The organism is Legionella yabuuchiae (assembly GCF_900640115.1).
In the GTDB taxonomy this organism is placed as follows: domain Bacteria; phylum Pseudomonadota; class Gammaproteobacteria; order Legionellales; family Legionellaceae; genus Legionella_A; species Legionella_A yabuuchiae.
In genome coordinates this window covers 1-19,302 of the sequence record NZ_CAAAIW010000003.1, presented here as the reverse complement: position 1 = coordinate 19,302, position 19,302 = coordinate 1, and the positions used below count along the sequence as shown (strand labels likewise).

Below are 19,302 nucleotides of genomic sequence, written 5' to 3'. Positions count from 1 at the left end.
GTAGCTCACTGATTCATTGATAATCCATAGTTTTTCCGCCAAGAAAATGACATGGAGTCAGGAATGAATATCAATGCGCTGGTCGGTATTTTAAATGGTTACTACACCTGTGACCAGTGATTTAATCAAACGAGTACATGAACATAAATATGCGGACGCCCCCTGGGTTTACGCAAAAATATGACTTTAAATACCTTGTCTATTATGAGCTTATAGAAGACATGCTCAGTGCTATAGCTAGAGAAAAGCAGCTAAAAGGTGGCTCAAAAAAAAAGAAGTTGGCTTTGATTGAAAAGGTTAACCCTTATTGGGAGGATCGTTATGAAACACTGATGTCGTCATTCACTACCTCAAAGCCTCTAGATTGCTTCGTCGCTGCGCTCCTCGCAACGACGTTTTTCAAAAATCGTACCGTACAGAGAAGATTTGCTTAATATGACTAGATTTGTCATGCTCGGTATTTTGATCATTGAAAGCGTTATTTTGCAAAAACCAATCGACAAAAACTGATCGATTCTGTGATCGCCTGATTGAAGAATTTCAAAACCCTAGAGGTTAAACACTTTTATATCCCATCAGTCGTTACGCTGGCTTCCAATAATAAAGATATTACGCTTCAACAGAAGACCTAACTTGCTCATTTTGTAAAAACAAAGTCTGGGTTGGGAAAGCACACTGCGCTTTGTTCGCAGTAATAATATGTAATATTTTCATAAATACATCGTGCTGAATGGACTGAAATTTGACCCAGTTGGTTGTTTTGGTGAATGTATAAACCATAAAATTTAAAGAAGATGGACCAAATTCTGTTAAATTAACAAACGAGGTTTGCGTATGATCAATTTCAGGATGTTCTCTTAGCATTTGTTTAATCTGGGTGGTGATTGCATCCATTTTGTCTGCATCTTGATAACGAACTCCTATCGTGGCTTTAATTCGGCGATTGGTCATCCGGGATGGATTTTCAACACTGATTGTAAGAAAAAGGCCGTTAGGTACATACAAAGGTCGTTTATCAAACGTACGAATGCAGGTCACACGCCAACCAATGAACTCTACTGTTCCTTCAATTGCTTTATCAGGGGAACGAATCCAATCTCCAACCTTAAAGGGCCGATCCATATAAATGACTAGACTTCCAAAAAAATTGGCTAGCAAATCTCTGGAAGCAAAAGCGATAGCCGCACCACCTATGCCGCCAAAAGCCAACAATCCTGAAATGGGTAACCCAAAAATTTGCATGGCAACCAAAACAGATGTAATCGTTATCGTGACTGTAAAAAGCTGAGTTAAAGCATGAATGAGCGTTTTATCTACTTCTTTACTATGTTCTACGCAATGACGGATATATAACGCCTCTAGATTATGGGTGAAACGGATTGCTCCCCATGCCACAGCTAAAACTACGCCTAATTTTTTGATTTCGGTTAAATATTGAAAAAACGTTAAGGTGGCGTTATGAGCTAAAACGACCTCCGCAGCAATGGCTAATCCAAACAACCAGATAAGAAAAGCAAGGGGAGTTTTGATTGCCTTAATTAACGCCTCATCATAAATCAGTCGCGTTTTTTCTGCGTTGGTAATCAGCTTATTATTTAAGCCCGCAATAAGAACATGAGTTAATGCGGTAATAAAAACAACACTAAAGACATGCAAGATCCAGAAATGACTCTGATAATTATGAATGGTATTCATTGAAACCTTTTATAAGAAGTTGAGTATACATCCGCAATGAATGTGGTTTTTAAATGCATTGTTGCTAAAGCGATCATGGATCAGAATGTGTTTTGATTCAATATGAAACCCCAATTATAGACCCCTATTGTTTACACAATAAAAACAAAATGATACAATACTGTGTATTTTATACAAATTAAACGCACAAACTTCCGCGAGAATAGCGACTCAAAACTAATTATTACTTAGATGGCAAGAACATGACAGAAGATGAGCTGCAAATAGGCGACATTATTTTTTTTCAAAATAATTATAAAACGGCCCCCCCCTATAGTTACATCGATCATGTTGCCATATATGCGGGAAAAAACAGCAATGGCTACCCAACGATTATTCATAGTATTTCTAGTAATTCAGGCCATTATCATCCAGAAAAATCCTCTGGGCTATGCATTACTACCTTACGAGCCCTAAAAAATCAAATACAACAGGAAAAAGGGTTTGAAGACGTCGCTTACGATGTAAGTTTTCTTGCTTTTCGCAATAGACTGAACTCCGAGACTACGAAAATTGCCATAAGTTTACTGATGAACCAGGTGAGATATAGAATTCCTTATGATGAAGACCGCCTTAATAAGAAGCTTGTCTTGGAAGCTGAAGGCCTAGATGCACATGATTTCAAAAGACTGGGTGAAGAAAATTATCGAAAAGCCGGTATTTATCGCGCCATGAAATATGCCGCTCGTATTCGTCTGCCCTGGGTTAGAACAAGACTGGATGGTGTTGGGCGAGGGCTGACCTGCTCAATGACAGTAATCTTGGCTTTTCAAATCGCAGAGCTTTTTCAAAAAAAACTGATAAAGCCCATTGACTGCGATCCTCTGGGCGGGGATGAATGGGTTAGTGATAAATATTCCCCTGAAAAAGAAGATGACAACTTTCCCGAAGCCTATCAGGATTATTTGGCTGAGATTAGAAAAGACCGTTCCCGAACTGAATTAACAAGTATACCTAGTTATCGGTGCTGGACAGGCGAAGACTGCAACGGAGAACTGGTTACTCCAGAAATGTTTACACATGATTTTTTCCCTATAGATGCAAAATCAATTGGAGCTGCAGGCTTGTTTCTTCACATGCAAGAACAAAATAGAACTTGGACAGAGCTAGGAGAAATTGACGTTCTGGCGCGAAATTTTTCACCAGAACAAAAAGAAGAAGAAAGATCGGTGCGAAGAAGGAGCTTTCATAAAAGCCTCGATGCCTTACATGAAATTTTTAGGCTAAATCAAAGTGCCATCAGTCCATCACCATCTCCTTCTGCTTTCTCAATTTCATCCACATCATCAGCTCCTGCTGAGGAAACGAAGTCCCAAACACGAAACATTCCTTGGTTTTCTAAATTATCCTTATTCAAACCCCTTGTGAAAACACCGGCCAAGGCTGCTGAAACAACAAACGACTCAATAACAGGCTCATCGCCATCTTGAGTTCTGTACTATAACAAATGTTTTCTTCCTCTGTGCATGACAGGTTTTTTTGTCATGTACGGAAGCTTTCTTCTGAAAAATATGGCCAAGATACTTCAAAATGCGATATTTTAGACGATTCAATTGTTTTGTCCTTGTATTGATTAAAAACGAATAATCGATCTAGGTCTGGCCATAACTCTTTTTTAATCAACCTAAGAGAGAAAACTGAAGAGACACGATGGATAAGCAACATGAAGCTCATCATTAAAGTTGGCACGCAAAGCATTTTATCTCAAGATGGAGTCCCGTATGCTAAGCTTATTGAACAGTTAGTGGCGCAGTTAGCGCGCTTACAACAGGCAGGCCATCAATTGGTTTTAGTGAGTTCCGGCGCTGTCAGTTCGGGGCGTAAAGTCGCTAGAGAATACCTTCGCCGTCAATATGGCCATTCCATTGGTGAAAAACAAACCTTGGCATCGCTTGGCCAAGTTGAATTAATGCGTTTGTATGCGAATGCTTTTAAGCCCCATAATTTATTAGTTTCACAATTGCTACTCACTAAACAAGATTTTCACACTCGTAAACATTATTTAAATATCGCCCGATTATTTCGAGAGCTTTTAAGCCAAAAAAGCATCATCCCTATCGTCAATGAGAATGATAGTGTCGCCATTGAAGAACTGATGTTCACAGATAACGATGAATTAGCCGGGTTAATTGCGGCTCAAATTGGGGCAGATAAATTAATTATTTTAAGTAATGTCGCTGGGGTCTATAGCGCTCAGCCTGAATCCCAAGAGGCAACACTTATTTCTATCATTAACCCTAATCAAACTTGGCCAGAGGTTTCTACCGCGAAAAGTATACACGGACGAGGGGGAATGTTTAGTAAACTAGCCACAGCCAAAACAGTATCCGGACTTGGAATCACCACTCACATCGCTTGCGTTGATGAACCAAACGTCATTGAACGACTGGTTAAGAATGAATCGATTGGCACAACCATTTTACCCAATAAACGACAGTCCAATATTAAACGATGGATTGCTTTTGCCGGCAAGCAAACGGCATCCATATATATTAATCAAGAGCTTCATCGTTTGTTAATAGAAACTCAGCGTGCGCTGAGTCTTTTGCCGGTTGGTTTAGTAAAAATCGATGGAACGTTTAAAAAAGGCGATATCATTAATATCCGTAGTTTAGCGGGTGAGCGAATTGGGGTTGGTATTGCTCGTTATGATTCTAACAGATTAAATGAATATCTTGGTCAGAAAGGAACGCCTGTATTTATTCATTATGATCAATTACATATATTTTAATATAAACTAAATAGGAATATCCATGAAAAAGGAAGTGCTGGATCGTTTACAAGCCGTTAAATTAGCCAGTCAGGAACTCATTAGTCTTAATGATGCCAAGCGCAGTAGCGTATTACTGTCTTTGGCCGCCAAACTTCGCCAATCCTATGACTTGATCATCAAAGAAAATCAATACGATCTCGCCTTAATGGCTGAAGACGACCCAAAGTATGACCGATTGTTATTAACCCAAAAACGAATTGCCGCGCTAGCCGATGATGTGGAAAAAATAGCGCGAATGCCTTTTACGGTTGGCAAAATTCTCAGCGAAACCACCCTGGAAAATGGGCTGGAATTACAAAAAGTATCGGTTCCCTTAGGGGTGGTCGCCGTGATTTATGAATCTAGGCCTAATGTAACAATCGATGTATTTAGTCTTTGTTTTAAAACGGGAAATGCCTGTATTTTAAAAGGCGGCAAAGAAGCGTTTCACAGCAATCGGTGCTTAGCCCGTCTGATCTCTGATGTTTTAGCCGATCATTTAATCGATCTAAGCGTTGCCTATCTCCTTCCTCCAGAACGGGAAGCAACACACATACTGCTTGAAGCCGTTGGCTTGGTGGATGTATGCATCCCTCGAGGTAGCCAACAATTGATTAACTTTGTAAGAGAACATGCAAAAATTCCCTCCATAGAAACCGGGGCGGGCATTGTTCATACTTATTTTGATGAACAAGGTGATTTGGAGAAAGGCCGCCTAATTATTCATAATGCAAAGACGAGAAGAGTTAGTGTCTGCAATGCATTAGATACTTTAATTGTTCATAAAGCTCGCTTAACCGATTTAGCAAAGCTTGTAATGATGCTTGCTGAGTCACAAGTTGAACTCTATGCAGATAAGGCAAGTTATTCAGCGTTACAATCAGATTATCCTTCCTCCTTATTGCATCATGCCAAACCTAGAGATTTTGGCCAAGAATTCTTATCGCTTAAACTTTCAATTAAAACCGTAGAGTCGATAGCGGAAGCAGTTTTGCATATCAAACAGTACTCCTCCGGACACAGCGAAGCCATTATCTCGGAAGATGAGAAAGCGGTTGGTTTTTTTCTTCAACAAGTTGATGCGGCAGCGGTGTATGTGAATGCGTCAACCGCGTTTACAGATGGCGGCCAGTTTGGCATGGGCGCTGAAATTGGCATCAGTACTCAAAAGCTTCATGCTCGGGGTCCAATGGCATTGGATGCCTTGATGTCCTACAAATGGGTTATTCTAGGAGAGGGTCAAATTCGAGTTTAAAAGAATTGGCTAATTAAGAATAAACTTGACGTGATTAACCCCACGATGGGGAACGCAATGGAGTAAGACACTGCCTTTGGATCAATTTCTCGACGCAGTTTGATTTTGATTAATGCGGCATGGATTAACATAAAAACTAGAAGAATAATCACACTGGTTAGCTTGGCTAACCCTTCAATATTGAACCCCAATGCTAACGTTAGAATGACACTGACCACACATATCGTTGATATCACCGGCGTTTGGGTTTTCGCATGCACTTGTCCTAACTGCCGAGGAGCAGTTCCTTGTTTAGCCATCCCATACATGACGCGCGATGCCATAATGACTTGGGCCAAAGCGCCGTTTACAATGGCTATCAGACTAATAAAGCCAATCAAAAGAGAAGAATAGCCTTTCATTTCCATAAACGTAGCGAGCGGTGCATCACTAGATGAAAGAATAGGTAATGGAACCGTGGCAAGCATGGCGAATGCCACTAAAAGATATAAAACCGTTGCTATCCCAAGCGCCCAAAAAATGGCCACGGGCAAATTGCGCTCTGGATTTTTAATTTCTTCTGCCACATTGACCATGTCTTCAAAACCAATGTAAGAATAAAAGGCAAGAAATGCGCCTGCGCCAATACCTGTGAGCGCATTCATGGAGAGTGGCTCCGCTTTATGCCATATCGAAGAAAGGTTACCTAATTGGTCATGCGCTAGATAAATAATGATCATTAATCCAACTATCTCGATTAAGGTAACCAGCATTACCATTAACGCTGATTCTTTTATGCCCCAGATTGAAATAAAACCCATTAATACGAGCAACAAAATAATACATGCCCAATCAGGTAACGGAATAAATAATTGAAAATACCCTGTAAAACCTCGGGTAATCGCAGCAGCCGAAACCACTCCGGTGAGCACGACCATCCAGCCCACTAACGCGGATAACCAGGATTGTGCAAACGCGCGCTGAACATAAAAAGCTTCCCCTGCACTTTTAGGAAAACGTGAACTGAGCTCTGCATAAGAAACAGCGGTGAATAAGGCGATGAATGCAGCAAGTAAAAAAGCAAAAGGGGTATAAACGCCAGCTTTATCGGCCACCTTGCCGATGAGTACATAAATCCCTGCCCCAAGAATAGTACCCAGCCCATAGAACATCACCAATAAACGACTTAACGTGCGCCTTAAAGGGATGGACTCATCCATATCGAGCATAGACTATCCTTATAAACTAAGAGACATAAGTCCTTTCATTGTGCAGTGGTAAAATGAAAAGTCAACAGACTCTATTCTATGAGTGAGTTAAGACAGAAAAAATGCTTTCTTATTTAAAATGACTCAGCCTGGTGAGATAGGGCGCAATCTTTTTTTCCAGGAGAAGATGGGTGCATGCTTTTAATACTTTCTGATCAAATTTTTCTTTTTTTTCTTGTATTTTAGCAAGTGCTGTTTTTGGGTCAAGTGGTGGGTTGTAAGCTCTGGCTGCTAACAGTTCATCCAAGCAATCTGCTACGGCAATAATTCTGGCTTCAAAAAGTATTTGTTCCCCCTTCAATCCATGAGGATACCCACTTCCATCCATGCGTTCATGATGCATTAATACCATTTCAGCTACGGGCCAAGGAAATTGAATTCCTTTTAAAATATCATATCCGGCCTGAGGATGTGTTTTGATTAGCTCATATTCAATCTTTGTTAACTCTTTAGGCTTATTTAAAATTTCAGCGGGAATGCCGATTTTTCCGATATCATGCACAAGCGCCGCAATTTCCAACCCTTTAAGGCGTTTTTTATCAAATTTCAACTCTTGCGCAATTGCTTTGGAAAGATAGGCAACGTTATTTTGATGGCCTACAGTGTAGGGATCACGTTGCTCAAATGCCGTAATAATAGCCACCATCAATTCATGGATACTGTGTTCAACGTTATCAGAGGCACTAAGCTTATCTTCAGCAATTTGCATTTCTTCCGTGATGTCTTCCGCTACGCCGGCTGTGCGGTATAAATTATTGTGCTCATCATACACAGGAAACACCCGTGCATGAATGTATCGGATTTGTCCATCAGGTCGAATAATGCGGTATTTTGCGTCAAATGAACCAGTTTCATGCTTTTCCGCGTATCGCTTCTGAACTCGCTTACGATCCTCAGGATGAACGAAATCCAGCCAAGAATCAGGATTGGCATATAGTTCAGAGAGTGGTCTTTGCCATATTTTTTTATATCCCGGACTAATGTATAAAAATTGGCGTGTTTTGAAATCCCTTAAAAAAAAAACATCGCGAATATGTTCGGTAATTTGCCGAAAATTTTCTTCACTGGATTGCAATTGTTTTAATATTTCAATATTAACCGCCACATCTCGAACAACGGCTAGCAATATCTCATCTGAAATACGTTTAAATTTAGTCTGAGTGTATACTAACGACCCCGTTTTTTTACGCATTGCTGTATTGATTATAAGCTCATCCTCTACAGTGAGGTTTAAGCATTTAGAAAGAATTTTAGCTGAATCAGCCTCATTAAATAACTCACAGAGCATCGTTGATATAAGCTCTTCTTCTTCATAAGCTAATAATGAACTTAGGTGCTCATTGGCGCGAAGAATAAACCCTTGATTATCAAAAACAAGCATCCCTTCGGGTGACTTTTCAAACACTTCGTCATAGTTCATTGCGTAAATTTTTTTTACATCATCATACTTAAAGTATAGATGCATCTTTACATACTGAGTAATTCAACAACAATTACCAGCGAGTCGAGTTCACTTTCGTAGCCACGTAATTATTTTAAGAACCCTCCGAATTATTCCAAGGCAAGTGTTTCTCATCAAATTTGATGTGCACATCGCGTTGGGGGAAGGCTATGGTAATCCCTTGTTCGCGACATGCTTTGTCTAACGCAAAATTTAGGTCGCTGGTTACACGATATTTGTTATTCACATCTTTAATTAAGCACCACAGTTCAAAATTTAAAGCACTCTCGCCAAAGGAGCGGAATAGGACCATTGGCTTATTGGGCGCTTTTTTAATGACTTCAGGATGTGCCATTGCCACGTCCATCATCATGTTGCTAACTTTATCCGTATCACTGCCATAAGCCACACCAAGCACACATTTTACTCGCCAATAATTATCTGAGAACATGTAATTAATCACTTGATGGGTAATGAGATCAGAATTAGGAATAATGATATCTTCTTGTGCAGGCGTTACGATTTGAGTTGAACGCACACTGACGCGCTTTACGAACCCCTCAACATCATCAACCTTTATTCTATCTCCTGCTTTGATGGGTTTTTCAATCAAAAGAATAAGCCCAGAGAAAAAATTATTCACAATGGATTGCATGCCTAAACCAATTCCTACCGACAAGGCCCCTGCGATGATAGCCAAACTAGTGAAACTAAATCCAGCCAATAACAAACCTATAATCACAGAGATTGCAAGTCCCACATACAATACAATGGATGCAATCGCTACTTGCTTTTCTTCCTCTCCCTCCCCAATCTGCTGACTTTTGCTAATTTTATTAGCAACATGTCGTGAACCTAGGGATAAGAAGCAAAATATCACAACCCCTAGCAACCACTGCCAAGGGATGATGGTCATATTCCCAACATTAAATCCTCCAATGAGATTATCAAAGAAATAGTCGATAAAAAAACTGGCCTCCCCAATCAATTGGAGCAATATCGCAACCATTCCAACGAATACGATAATTTGGGCGATGACTTTTAAAAACAACAATTCAATAAAGGGAGGTTCACCGGAATACCCGAACCATTGTTTTAAATAAAACAAATAATGCGGATTATAGCTCAATAGGGTATAAGCATTTGAAATGCCTAAAAAAAGTACCGTTCCAAGCGCGATGACTAACAGCAATGAAAACAAAATATTCGCCGCGTTAATGGCCAGTATAGAGTAACCTATAAAATCTAAAATCAACAACAATAGCACGATAAGACCGATCAATTTATACAACATCACCCCACTAAAACGGTTTTTAAACCACGTACTGTGTGAATGGTATAAAATAAGCGTGAAATAAATCATGGCAGATAATGAGACCAACAACATAAAATCTTCAAATAACTGCGTTAAGTTCTCTGAAGCTTCGAATAATCGCAATAAATCTTGCCCTATCCAACGCATAAAATAAATCGTGAGAATTGCCAAACCCAGACGTCTTAAAAAAACGACGTCAAATCCATACCACTGCAAAAGAATAGGAAGTCTTCGTAAGGTAAATAAAAATTTATAAATAAAAAACAGGAATACGTAGGCGAGAAGTCCCACAAGAATGTCATAAAATAATTCGTTGTTTTTCGCTTCTACAAAAGGAGTTTGGACCAAAATTAATTGACTAAGAACGAAAAATCCGAAAAAAAGCAATACTGAATTGCTTAAAAACGTCTTCGTACGCTTCCGCCATTTGCGATGCATCAACTGTTGAATTCGCCAACTTAAAAACAAAGCCAATAAAAGCAATGGAATCGCATAAGACAAAGTACTGATGAAGCGATCAAATTTAGACGCATTTATCTGCGGGCTACTAAGCTTTTCCCAGTCGTTGGGAAATTCTTGTAAGCGCGTAACAATGGTTTCGCTGCGAGTGAACGTAATGGCTTGTTGTAAGGATAAGAAGGTCTTGCGGTAGGCCTCGAGAGCTTCATTAGCTCGAATTAAAAACAAACGACACTTGGCCTGCTGTTCAGCGATTTCGGCGCGTTGATTCTCTAAATAGTTTGAATCGACTCGGCCAGGTTTTTTTTCTTTCTCACCAAAAAATTGCTTAATTTGAGCGTCTAATTCTTCAATCCGAGCATCCGTTTTTTGTACGCAGGTATCGGCTTGTTTAGCCAGATTATTCAATTGTTCGATTGCTTGGTTCAAGGTATTGGGATCGAGATTTTCCGTGGATAACTTTATGGAAAGTTTGTCAAATTGTTCATTGGCACGCTCCACATTAAACGCTTGTGAAACCGCGTTCCCATGATTCACCGCAGCAACAGGTGGTAAAGGGAATAATAAACAAAGCAAACAGGCAATGAGAAAAAATATCCGCATAAAAATGAACGTCCCTTTCTTAAATTATCTATGGACTTTAAAGACTATAGCAGCTTCATCTCTAAAATATAGGTTCTCCTTGGCGTTAGGATAATTTAAACGAACGAATGCATCTAATTTTATGAGGCTGATCTTTAGCTTCTCCAATCAAAGTACCGCTTGTAAAATTAACCGCCCAAGCGAAATAAGGTTGTAAGCCGGTAAATTCGGTTGAACTCCAGTATATCTCCTGGCTAAACCCGCCAATCAGTCCATGCGCCAAGGTGCTATTTTGCCATAATTCACGAAGTTCCTCTTTAGACGGAAGATACCAGCCATCATAACAACGATTAGGCACTTGACAAGGAAACTGTCCCAGACTATCGGTACGATAGCGATAACATAATCCTGCAGCGAAGTCCGTATCCTCCTCAAACAACTCGGCTACCGTTTTGGAATTTGGTAAGCCATCCCTTTCATTTAACACATTTAAAGCCATTCCGTAGCCACCCCAATAGGAAAAGTGGGCGTTATCCTCCATCGAGCAAAGTTTGCCACTACGACCATCGGGATTAACTTGATAAACAATACCCCCCTCAAAAAAGATACCAGGTTTTAGCTCCTCAATCATAACATCTAGGGTAATGGGCCTTATATTCTCACCAATTAATCGAACAGAAATTGGCTTAGCAATCTTCCCAATCGCTTTAAGAAAAATCCGACAAGACTGACCGGGATTTAAAACACTACAATCGTTGGAAGTGATCTTCAATTGATGCTCAAGATCAGTCCCAGTTAATTCCAGCGATAAATTATAGACAGCCTCTTGTAAGGATTTATTCATCACCATCAAAGATTCTTCGCTGCCTACAGGCAAAAACAATGAATGCGTTTTCAACGCGATCGTCTGGTTTTTATCAGGTAGATTAGAGAGTTGCATTGAGTGGCTAGCTGTTGAAACCATCAGTATGCAAGAAAGGCAAAGAAATCCTTGGGTAAGTCTTTTCATGATAGCATCCTTGTAAAATCCCTTCTAATAATTCCTTGGTATTAATCCAGTGTAATTTTTTGGCAAAAATGAATCAATACGGACTTAAATTATTTCAGCAATGGATTCAGACTTAGATTAAGTTTATTGGAATTCATGCCGATAATAAAAGTATTAGCGACGTTTCTAAAATACTATGGCAATCGGATCCTACTCGAATCATCAATTAACCCTTGTTATACGACAGAATTTTATTCGTTTAATCGGATTGTTTTTTATACTCATTGGCGGAGCAATAGCGCTCAACGTGTTGCAATCCTATCAAATACAGTGTAAATGCCAAGCTAATGATGACCGCCTATCCTGTGTTTTAACCACCCAAAAGTACTTCTTAAAATCATCTCATACGCAACTTGGGCATTTAAAACACGCTTCTGTAATCAGTAAACGATCGTCTGAAGGGAATATAAATTATAATGTTAAACTTCAGAGTCAAATGCAATCAATCCACCTTAGCACAGCAACAACCCCAAGTTACGCTAGGGCCCAGTCGGTTGCAAATGCCATCAATGCTTACCTAGTCGGTTGCCCTACCAAACCACTTTCTATTTCCTCAATCCAACCAGCTTGGACTAAATTGTTTGTATTAAGCTTTCCTCTCATCGGAGTGTTGCTTATCGTAATTCCCGCAAAAATCACTGTCACATTCGACAAAACGAAAAACCAATTAACGATTACTCGATCAAACTTATTTAAGAACAATCAGGCGATTTATCCGCTTGACCAAATCAACAAAGTGACCCTCCAAGAATCTGTTGGACGTAAAGGAGGGGTCATGTATCGAGTTGCTCTTGAATTTAAAGATAATACCGTTGTTCCAATAACAACTGCCTATGATTCTATGTTTAGATCTAAATCCAGTATGGCTAATAAAATTCGTTCTTTTTTAAATCTTGACGGTGAAAATACGATAAATACCAAGATGAATACCACTTATTCAATTGCATCGATGGTTATTTTTATCGTGGTTAGTATTGTTATCTTAATTATCTTTTGGTAGACCTTTTTACTCAACTTTCCGTCATTTTTATAAAAATGGCTCAAGTCGAGTTCTAGAATTGTAATTAGCCGTGTATAATCAAATTTAAATAAAATTAATAACGCCTATATATGAAGCGCCTTTTTTTACTGATTAGTTTAACGAGCTCCTTTGCAGCATACGCTAACCCAAGCCCTCCGCTCTACCAAGTTGATTTAATTGTATTTGCTCATAATGACACTGGAGCCATTTCAGAAGAGCTCACAGCACCCATCTTCCTTGAACCTCAGCAAGCGATATCATTACAAGCCTATGATGGCAATTCAGCCCCCTATCATTTACTGCCCTCCTCGTCTTCCGGATTAAGAAATGAACTTTGGGCGCTCAACCATAAAGGGAATTACCAGGTACTTGGACATTATTCTTGGTTGCAACCGGCACAAAACCAGAAACCCATTATATTACCTAGAATTGACCGAAGCGGTTGGAATGTAGAGGGCACTTTACGAATCCGCCACAGTCACTATTTTTTAGTGGACTCAGAACTATTATTTTCAGCTCCGCATACCCGCTCTACTTCGTTTGTTTTATCTCAAAAACATAAGCTACAGGAAAATAAGGTCTATTATCTTGATCACCCTCATGCAGGAATGTTACTGAAAATCCATAAAGTAGCTTAATTCCGACATGACTTTTTTATCCAATATCCCTTTTCGTAAATACATGATCTGGCAGGCCAGCGTCTTATTCATTTTGATGCAGTTTTTTTTGCAACTTTCATCCGGTATTGTCATCGGAGCGATTATGAGAGATTTGCAACTGTCTGCCTTGATGGCCGGGTTTCTGGCCAGTTCCATTTATTATGTCTACACCAGTTTTCAAATTCCGGTAGGGATTTTATTTGATCGTAAAAATACCCGAGTCTTATTAACCATCAATTCTTTATTATGCGGTATTGGATGTCTTGTTTTTGCATCCAGCAGTTCGTTAGTTGGGCTATTTGCCGGTCGTATTTTAATTGGAGCAGGATCAGCCTTTGCTTTTGTAGGGTATTCTCATATTTTAAGGGAACATATTCCTCTAAAACATTTCGCTTTTTTATTAGGTTTTTCTGAAACACTAGCGTTTCTTGTTACGGTTGCTGGGATGATTAGCATGGGAGAGCTCCTCGCCATTTGGGGTTGGCGTAATTTTATTTATGGCGTGGGGTTTATCTGTTTTCTTATCTCGTTTTTGTGTTGGTATTATATCCCAGATAGTCCTAAAGCCACTGGTCCTATGCCGCATTATGGTCGCCAACTGTTGCGTATCCTAAATAATCCAAGAGCGTGGGCGAATGGGTTGTTCGTGGGATTAAGTTTCACCATTGTTACGGTGTTTGGGGCGTTATGGGCAATCCCATTTCTTCAGGTCAAGCTTAATGTAAGTTTAGCTGAAGCAAGTTTTTTAGGCTCAATGTTTTTTTTAGGCGCTGGTGTGAGCTGCCCTTTATTTGGCTATTTAGCCGTGAACTTTGCGCGCAAACCACTCATTCTATTCTCTTGTCTGGCAACGGCGGGGTTGCTTTTAGTGGCTTTATTTGCTCCTATTAAAAGCTCTTTTGTCATCGGTCTGTTGATGTTTGCTATTGGTAGCGTATGCGGGGCATATATGCTTGCTTTTTCGATAGCCAATGAACTCGCTCCGAAAAACTCGCTTTCAACATGCACAGGATTTACCAACACTTTAGCAATGTTAACCGCTCCCATATTTCAACCCTTGATTGGCTATGTGCTGGATAAAGTTAGCGATGATAAGATTTATTCCCTTTGGAACTATCAAGTTGCTTTATTGATTATTCCGGCATCCTTATTGATTGCAAGCGTTCTAGTCATTTGGCTTCCTGAAAAACAATGATTCCTAATTTTGAATTACTAGGGGCGGTTGACATTTTAATTTGTGAAGCGAACCTATAGATGATTGAGTGCCATTTTTAGGTTAGATGAGGCGAATAGCCGGCCCTATACCGGCTTTCTCCGGCACACGTTTAACGAATTCAAGCTCAAAAATGGCGCCCATCAGCCGCATTTACAGCCGTGCAATAAAATGTCAACAAACCCTAGCCCAGCTTCTCTTTACTTAATAAACAAAATCCCTCTTTTTCTCCTTTAGAAATAAACCCGGCTAGTACATCAGACTGCTGAAAAGAACCAGAGAGCTCAAAGGTCATTTTCGGAGAAGGGATACGGATATGCCAGACATTGTTTTCATTTTCTTTAATATCAATGAATTGTGACATGGTTAAAGCGTTTCCTTCTCGATCACAAAGTCCAACAATAGCGCCTTGGTGTACGTCTTCTTCTTTCATATTAGCTGAGTAAAGACCGCTTCCATCCGTAAAATGGCATAATAAATTTGAAAAGAAATGCGGCTTATCTTGTTTCTCGGTTAGCCAAACATGGCTAAACCAGGCATTATTGGCTGTTACGAACTGTTCTTTTTGATCTTGACCTAGATTTATATGTCCATTAATACGTCCTGTTTGATTAATCATCAGTTCCACGCCTGATCTTAAACCATAAGATTTGGGGGATTTGGCTTGTTGCAGAAGCATATCTACCTTGAAATTAAACCCCTTCTTTCCTTTATTTTTTAATCCAAACACCCAGTTTTCATTGATGGGATTGAACGTTAAAAAAGCGCGTCCAATTTGCCATTTACAGGGATCTGGATTCTCCAAAATCTCGCTACTTTCTTCAAAGATCAATACTTCATGAGTATTCGCATCTACAATTGCTGCTAGGGCATGAAATTTGGTGTTATCTCGTTGGACTTGAAACAGATAACCAAATTGGTCACCCTCTTCGTTATTAATAATACCACTAAAGACCCAGCTCGCCTGTGGTGTTTCAGTGGGTAAAAGGCTGGGTTTTTCAAGCTCATCGGCATGAATAGAACAGCTAAAGAGCAAAGCCAGTATTAAAAGAGGTCGTCTTAAAAAAAACACAGTCATACCTTCCTTAGAGTATGTGACCAAAACGCGTTCCAAAACTCTTCGCTTAAACGCGCTTCAACCGGCAAAAAGTACATATTGTTCGTTGCAAATTGCTGGCATTTTACCGCATCTTTTTCAGTCATCAAGATTGTTTTTTCAGAAAAAATTAACTCTTTGGATTGATAACGATGATGATCCGGAAAAGAATAGGGATTGTAGCGAATCTTTAGCGCATCCAGCAGACAGAAAAAACGCGTGGGATTTCCAATTCCTGCCACAGCCGCAATGGGAGGCATGAGTTGAGTTACATTTATCTTCTGGCCATGGTTAAGATTGGTAACCTCCCCTGGAGTTAAATCCATTCGATAAGCGTTAGGCCATTCACCGCCATTCACGACAATTAAATCTGCGCCTTTTAATCTTGTCGAGGGTTCTCTTAAAGGGCCTGCGGGCAAACATAATCCATTTCCAAGCCCTCTGTGACCATCAATGACCACGATCTCCATTGCGCGAGCCATACGATAATGTTGCAAGCCATCATCGCTGATAATGAATTGACAGGAATTTTGATCCACAAGATACTGAACCGCCGCAACACGATCAGGGGCGATCACTACTGGACATCTCGTTTTTTGAGCGATTAAAACGGGTTCATCGCCAACCAGATTTGGATTTGAATCGGGATGAACCTCATAAGGAAATCGTTTAATTTGAGCGCCATAACCGCGACTTACAATCCCTACCTTGAATCCTTGTGCTCTTAGCGCTTTGGCTAACGCGATAACCAAGGGTGTTTTCCCAACACCACCTACGGTTAAATTACCAACGACAATGACAGGTACTGGTGATGATCGTTGTTTAAAACGGCATAAAAACCATTTTCGAGTGCGTGTTAACACTTGAAATACAACTGAAAAGGGATAGAGCAGCCATGAGACTGCGTGGTTGGAGTACCATAATTTATTCAACCATAAATGCATTCTAAGCCACGGCTTCCTGTTTAAGTTCCTGCCCTGATTGTAATTGATACAATTGAGCGTAATGACCATTTTCCGCCAGCAATTGCTCATGAGTCCCCTCTTCAACCACTCGGCCTTTGTGCATTACAATAATTTTATTCGCGCGTTTAATGGTAGACAACCGATGTGCAATCACCAGAGTCGTTCGGTGTTGCATAATGCTTTCTAAAGCCGCTTGAATATACCGCTCCGATTCGTTATCCAATGCAGATGTGGCTTCATCGAGGATTAGAACAGGAGCATCTTTTAAAATGGCCCGGGCGATTGCTAAACGTTGCCGCTGCCCTCCGGAAAGCAAAATGCCATTTTCACCCACACGAGTGTCATAAGCAAATGGCAGCGCGCTGATAAATTCATCAGCATGAGCTAATTTCGCCGCCTTTATCACATCCTCACGACTAACATCAAAACGCCCATAGGCAATATTATTGGCGATAGAATCATTAAATAGGGTCACATGCTGGCTGACCAGTGCAATCTGGGCACGAAGACTTGACAACGCATATTTGTTCAATGGGATACCATCCAAGGTGATGATTCCCGAATCAACGGTGTAAAATCGTGGCACAAGACTCGCTATCGTGGACTTACCACTCCCTGAATGACCAACAAGCGCAACCGTCTCCCCAGGTTTAATAGAAATATTTACCCCATGCAATACTGGCTGCCCCTGACGATAAGCAAAATTGACCTCTCTAAACTCAATTTCACCCTCAGCACGACCTGCTAAGCGGTATCCACCTTTGATTTCAATCGGTTTATCCAGCAAATCAAAAATACTTTCAGCACCCGCTAAACCGCGCTGGATAGTAGCATTTAAGGTAGTTAACGTTTTCATTGGCTTAATCAGTTGCAACATAGCCGCAATAATGGCCAAAAAAGAACCCGCCGTGATCACAATAACCGTTGACAATTGTATGGCTACATAAATAATCGCGGCAATCCCAATAGCAATAATAAATTGCACGCCCGAAACATTGATTGCTTTACTAACCGCCACTTTCATATCATTTTTTCTAGAGGTTTCTGTGGCTGAATTAAACTTATTCACCTCATATTGCTCACCACCAAACACCCGAACAACACGATACCCTTCTATAGCTTCTCCGGCAATTTCGGTAACTTCGCCCATCGTCTTTTGGACTTTATGACTAATTTTTCGAACACGTTTGTTGGTAACATTGACAATGATTCCTATGAATGGGATCGTCAACAAAAACATCAAGGATAATTGCCAACAAATCACCATCATGACGGTCAGCAGACCAATAACAAGACAACTGTTTTGCACTAAATCCGTTAAGGCATCAGCACTGACTTGAGCCACTTGTTCAACGTCGTATAAAATTTTTGAAAGCAATTGTCCTGAGGTGGCCTCGTCATAATAATCGGCTGGCAGTCGAATAATGTGTGCAAACACGGTTTGCCGCAATACTTTAACCACCGAACGAGCCACCCAGGTCATGCAATAACTAGCCGCTGAGCTCACCAATCCCCTCGCAGTAATTCCAATCAGCACAATTAGGGGAATGGTTTTAACAAAATCCATATCAATATCAATAAACCCTTTATCTAAAAATGGGCGCATCATATACGTAAAACCAGCATCAATCGCTGAATATAGAATATTGGCGAATATACCTAGCAGCAAAACAGGCCAAAACGGTTTAACATAAGCTAACAGCCTGCGATATAAAGCCCCTGTTTTACGATGTGTTTTTTGCATGTCGTGACAAAACTGGTAGTAAAAACGTCAAATTGTACTCTGAATCTAATTCGAGCGCCAATGGATCCTAAGATCCGTGACAAAATTCTCTGTACATGACAAAAAAATCCTTCGTACCGGACAAAAATCCACTGAGCTAATACGTGCCCGTGCCCCATGAAATGGTGCCCGTGCCCTTACCCGGTTTTTAGAGGATTAAAAGATAAACTTAGCGCTTGCAGCAGCCCACCGAATTCACCAAAATACCTATTTTTTTGCGAAGAAAAGGATGTATTGTTATGGAGAACCGTGAGCTTGCAGCAATGTTAAACGCCTATTTTAACTGGAACAAGTGCCGTATGCATTGTTTTGTTGGGATGTTGCTCTGTACATGACAAAAAAACCTGTCATGCCCGCACAGGCGGGCAACCATTTCTGGTTTGGCACTGAAGTAAATTAAGATAACTGGCTGCCATAGAATGAAAATCCTATAATCTCGATCGTCAAAAGAAGGTTATATGGAGTGTATCAGCGAGTTGAAGGATAGTTTAAATATGTATTTTGGCTGGAACAAGGCGAGAATGACATGTTTTGTAACTATGTTGCTTGCATTGATTGCTACGCGTACAGTTAATTTAAACCAATTGGCTTGTGTTGTATTCAGTGACGCCCTCTAAGCGTCAAGGTACCGTAGAATACAACGATTTTTTTCCGAATTTCCTTTGGATTACCATCAAATAGCAGGATTTATTTTTAAATTGTTTTTTGTGAGTGGCTGGTAGCAGCGGATTA

Annotated in this window: 14 protein-coding genes and 1 pseudogene; 7 read left to right on the top strand and 8 right to left on the bottom strand. The window is 40.2% G+C overall.

The window, feature by feature from the left end:
• Positions 1–94: 94 nt before the first annotated feature.
• Positions 95–335: pseudogene (locus E1O47_RS01605) on the top strand (GIY-YIG nuclease family protein); the annotation flags it as partial.
• A 274-nt stretch (positions 336–609) separates the two neighbouring features.
• Here E1O47_RS01605 and E1O47_RS01600 read toward each other — a convergent pair.
• Positions 610–1,695 carry a mechanosensitive ion channel family protein gene (locus E1O47_RS01600; protein WP_133129524.1) on the bottom strand — a complete coding sequence of 362 codons (1,086 nt, stop codon included), beginning with the start codon at positions 1,693–1,695 and terminating at the stop codon, positions 610–612.
• A 242-nt stretch (positions 1,696–1,937) separates the two neighbouring features.
• Between E1O47_RS01600 and E1O47_RS01595 the strand changes: the two genes are divergently transcribed.
• The 3 genes from E1O47_RS01595 to E1O47_RS01585 all read left to right on the top strand — a co-directional run bounded on the left by E1O47_RS01595 (position 1,938) and on the right by E1O47_RS01585 (position 5,741).
• Entirely contained in the window at positions 1,938–3,164 is a 1,227-nt protein-coding gene (locus E1O47_RS01595) for a C40 family peptidase (protein WP_133129523.1), read from the top strand.
• Positions 3,165–3,397: 233 nt separating this feature from the next.
• A complete protein-coding gene (gene proB, locus E1O47_RS01590) occupies positions 3,398–4,465 on the top strand; it encodes a glutamate 5-kinase (RefSeq protein ID WP_133129522.1) in 1,068 nt (355 codons plus the stop codon).
• 22 nt (positions 4,466–4,487) lie between these two features.
• Positions 4,488–5,741, top strand: a complete 1,254-nt coding sequence (locus E1O47_RS01585; protein ID WP_133129521.1) for a glutamate-5-semialdehyde dehydrogenase — start codon at positions 4,488–4,490, stop codon at positions 5,739–5,741.
• Here the strand turns inward: E1O47_RS01585 and E1O47_RS01580 are convergent.
• From E1O47_RS01580 to E1O47_RS01565, 4 genes are all read right to left on the bottom strand, one after another.
• Entirely contained in the window at positions 5,738–6,949 is a 1,212-nt protein-coding gene (locus E1O47_RS01580; RefSeq protein WP_242601960.1) for an APC family permease, read from the bottom strand. The two genes, E1O47_RS01585 and E1O47_RS01580, sit on opposite strands and share 4 nt — an antisense overlap.
• 109 nt (positions 6,950–7,058) lie before the next feature.
• Positions 7,059–8,408, bottom strand: coding sequence for an HD domain-containing phosphohydrolase (locus tag E1O47_RS01575; protein WP_165475016.1), 1,350 nt, complete (start codon positions 8,406–8,408; stop codon positions 7,059–7,061).
• Between the two features lie 115 nt (positions 8,409–8,523).
• Positions 8,524–10,806 carry a mechanosensitive ion channel family protein gene (locus E1O47_RS01570; RefSeq protein WP_133129519.1) on the bottom strand — a complete coding sequence of 761 codons (2,283 nt, stop codon included), beginning with the start codon at positions 10,804–10,806 and terminating at the stop codon, positions 8,524–8,526.
• A gap of 85 nt (positions 10,807–10,891) precedes the next feature.
• A complete protein-coding gene (locus E1O47_RS01565; protein WP_133129518.1) occupies positions 10,892–11,794 on the bottom strand; it encodes an Lcl C-terminal domain-containing protein in 903 nt (300 codons plus the stop codon).
• A 175-nt stretch (positions 11,795–11,969) separates the two neighbouring features.
• Here E1O47_RS01565 and E1O47_RS01560 point away from each other — a divergent pair, with 175 nt between their 5' ends.
• The 3 genes from E1O47_RS01560 to E1O47_RS01550 all read left to right on the top strand — a co-directional run bounded on the left by E1O47_RS01560 (position 11,970) and on the right by E1O47_RS01550 (position 14,708).
• Positions 11,970–12,833 carry a cytochrome b-245 chaperone 1/Eros family protein gene (locus E1O47_RS01560; RefSeq protein ID WP_133129517.1) on the top strand — a complete coding sequence of 288 codons (864 nt, stop codon included), beginning with the start codon at positions 11,970–11,972 and terminating at the stop codon, positions 12,831–12,833.
• Between the two features lie 110 nt (positions 12,834–12,943).
• Entirely contained in the window at positions 12,944–13,492 is a 549-nt protein-coding gene (locus tag E1O47_RS01555) for a CsiV family protein (protein ID WP_133129516.1), read from the top strand.
• A 7-nt stretch (positions 13,493–13,499) separates the two neighbouring features.
• On the top strand, positions 13,500–14,708 hold the full coding sequence (locus E1O47_RS01550; RefSeq protein WP_133129515.1) for an MFS transporter: 1,209 nt from the start codon (positions 13,500–13,502) through the stop codon (positions 14,706–14,708).
• Between the two features lie 202 nt (positions 14,709–14,910).
• Here the strand turns inward: E1O47_RS01550 and E1O47_RS01545 are convergent, their stop codons facing one another.
• Genes E1O47_RS01545 through msbA form a run of 3 tightly spaced genes read right to left on the bottom strand, consistent with a single transcriptional unit; the run spans position 14,911 to position 18,531 of the window.
• Positions 14,911–15,804: a hypothetical protein gene (locus E1O47_RS01545; RefSeq protein WP_133129514.1), complete on the bottom strand. Its 894-nt coding sequence runs from the start codon at positions 15,802–15,804 to the stop codon at positions 14,911–14,913.
• Entirely contained in the window at positions 15,801–16,766 is a 966-nt protein-coding gene (gene lpxK / locus E1O47_RS01540) for a tetraacyldisaccharide 4'-kinase (RefSeq protein WP_133129513.1), read from the bottom strand. Before lpxK ends, E1O47_RS01545 begins: the two co-directional genes overlap by 4 nt.
• A 1-nt stretch (position 16,767) precedes the next feature.
• Positions 16,768–18,531 (bottom strand): lipid A export permease/ATP-binding protein MsbA, encoded by a 1,764-nt coding sequence (msbA, locus tag E1O47_RS01535; RefSeq protein ID WP_133129512.1) that lies wholly within the window; start codon positions 18,529–18,531, stop codon positions 16,768–16,770.
• Between the last annotated feature and the right edge of the window lie 771 nt (positions 18,532–19,302).

Coding starts and splice junctions, on each gene's coding strand:
- E1O47_RS01600 (WP_133129524.1), bottom strand. CDS start 1,695: ATGAATACCATTCATAATTATCAGAGTCATTTCTGGATCTTGCATGTC.
- E1O47_RS01595 (WP_133129523.1), top strand. CDS start 1,938: ATGACAGAAGATGAGCTGCAAATAGGCGACATTATTTTTTTTCAAAAT.
- proB (WP_133129522.1), top strand. CDS start 3,398: ATGAAGCTCATCATTAAAGTTGGCACGCAAAGCATTTTATCTCAAGAT.
- E1O47_RS01585 (WP_133129521.1), top strand. CDS start 4,488: ATGAAAAAGGAAGTGCTGGATCGTTTACAAGCCGTTAAATTAGCCAGT.
- E1O47_RS01580 (WP_242601960.1), bottom strand. CDS start 6,949: ATGCTCGATATGGATGAGTCCATCCCTTTAAGGCGCACGTTAAGTCGT.
- E1O47_RS01575 (WP_165475016.1), bottom strand. CDS start 8,408: ATGAACTATGACGAAGTGTTTGAAAAGTCACCCGAAGGGATGCTTGTT.
- E1O47_RS01570 (WP_133129519.1), bottom strand. CDS start 10,806: ATGCGGATATTTTTTCTCATTGCCTGTTTGCTTTGTTTATTATTCCCT.
- E1O47_RS01565 (WP_133129518.1), bottom strand. CDS start 11,794: ATGAAAAGACTTACCCAAGGATTTCTTTGCCTTTCTTGCATACTGATG.
- E1O47_RS01560 (WP_133129517.1), top strand. CDS start 11,970: ATGGCAATCGGATCCTACTCGAATCATCAATTAACCCTTGTTATACGA.
- E1O47_RS01555 (WP_133129516.1), top strand. CDS start 12,944: ATGAAGCGCCTTTTTTTACTGATTAGTTTAACGAGCTCCTTTGCAGCA.
- E1O47_RS01550 (WP_133129515.1), top strand. CDS start 13,500: ATGACTTTTTTATCCAATATCCCTTTTCGTAAATACATGATCTGGCAG.
- E1O47_RS01545 (WP_133129514.1), bottom strand. CDS start 15,804: ATGACTGTGTTTTTTTTAAGACGACCTCTTTTAATACTGGCTTTGCTC.
- lpxK (WP_133129513.1), bottom strand. CDS start 16,766: ATGCATTTATGGTTGAATAAATTATGGTACTCCAACCACGCAGTCTCA.
- msbA (WP_133129512.1), bottom strand. CDS start 18,531: ATGCAAAAAACACATCGTAAAACAGGGGCTTTATATCGCAGGCTGTTA.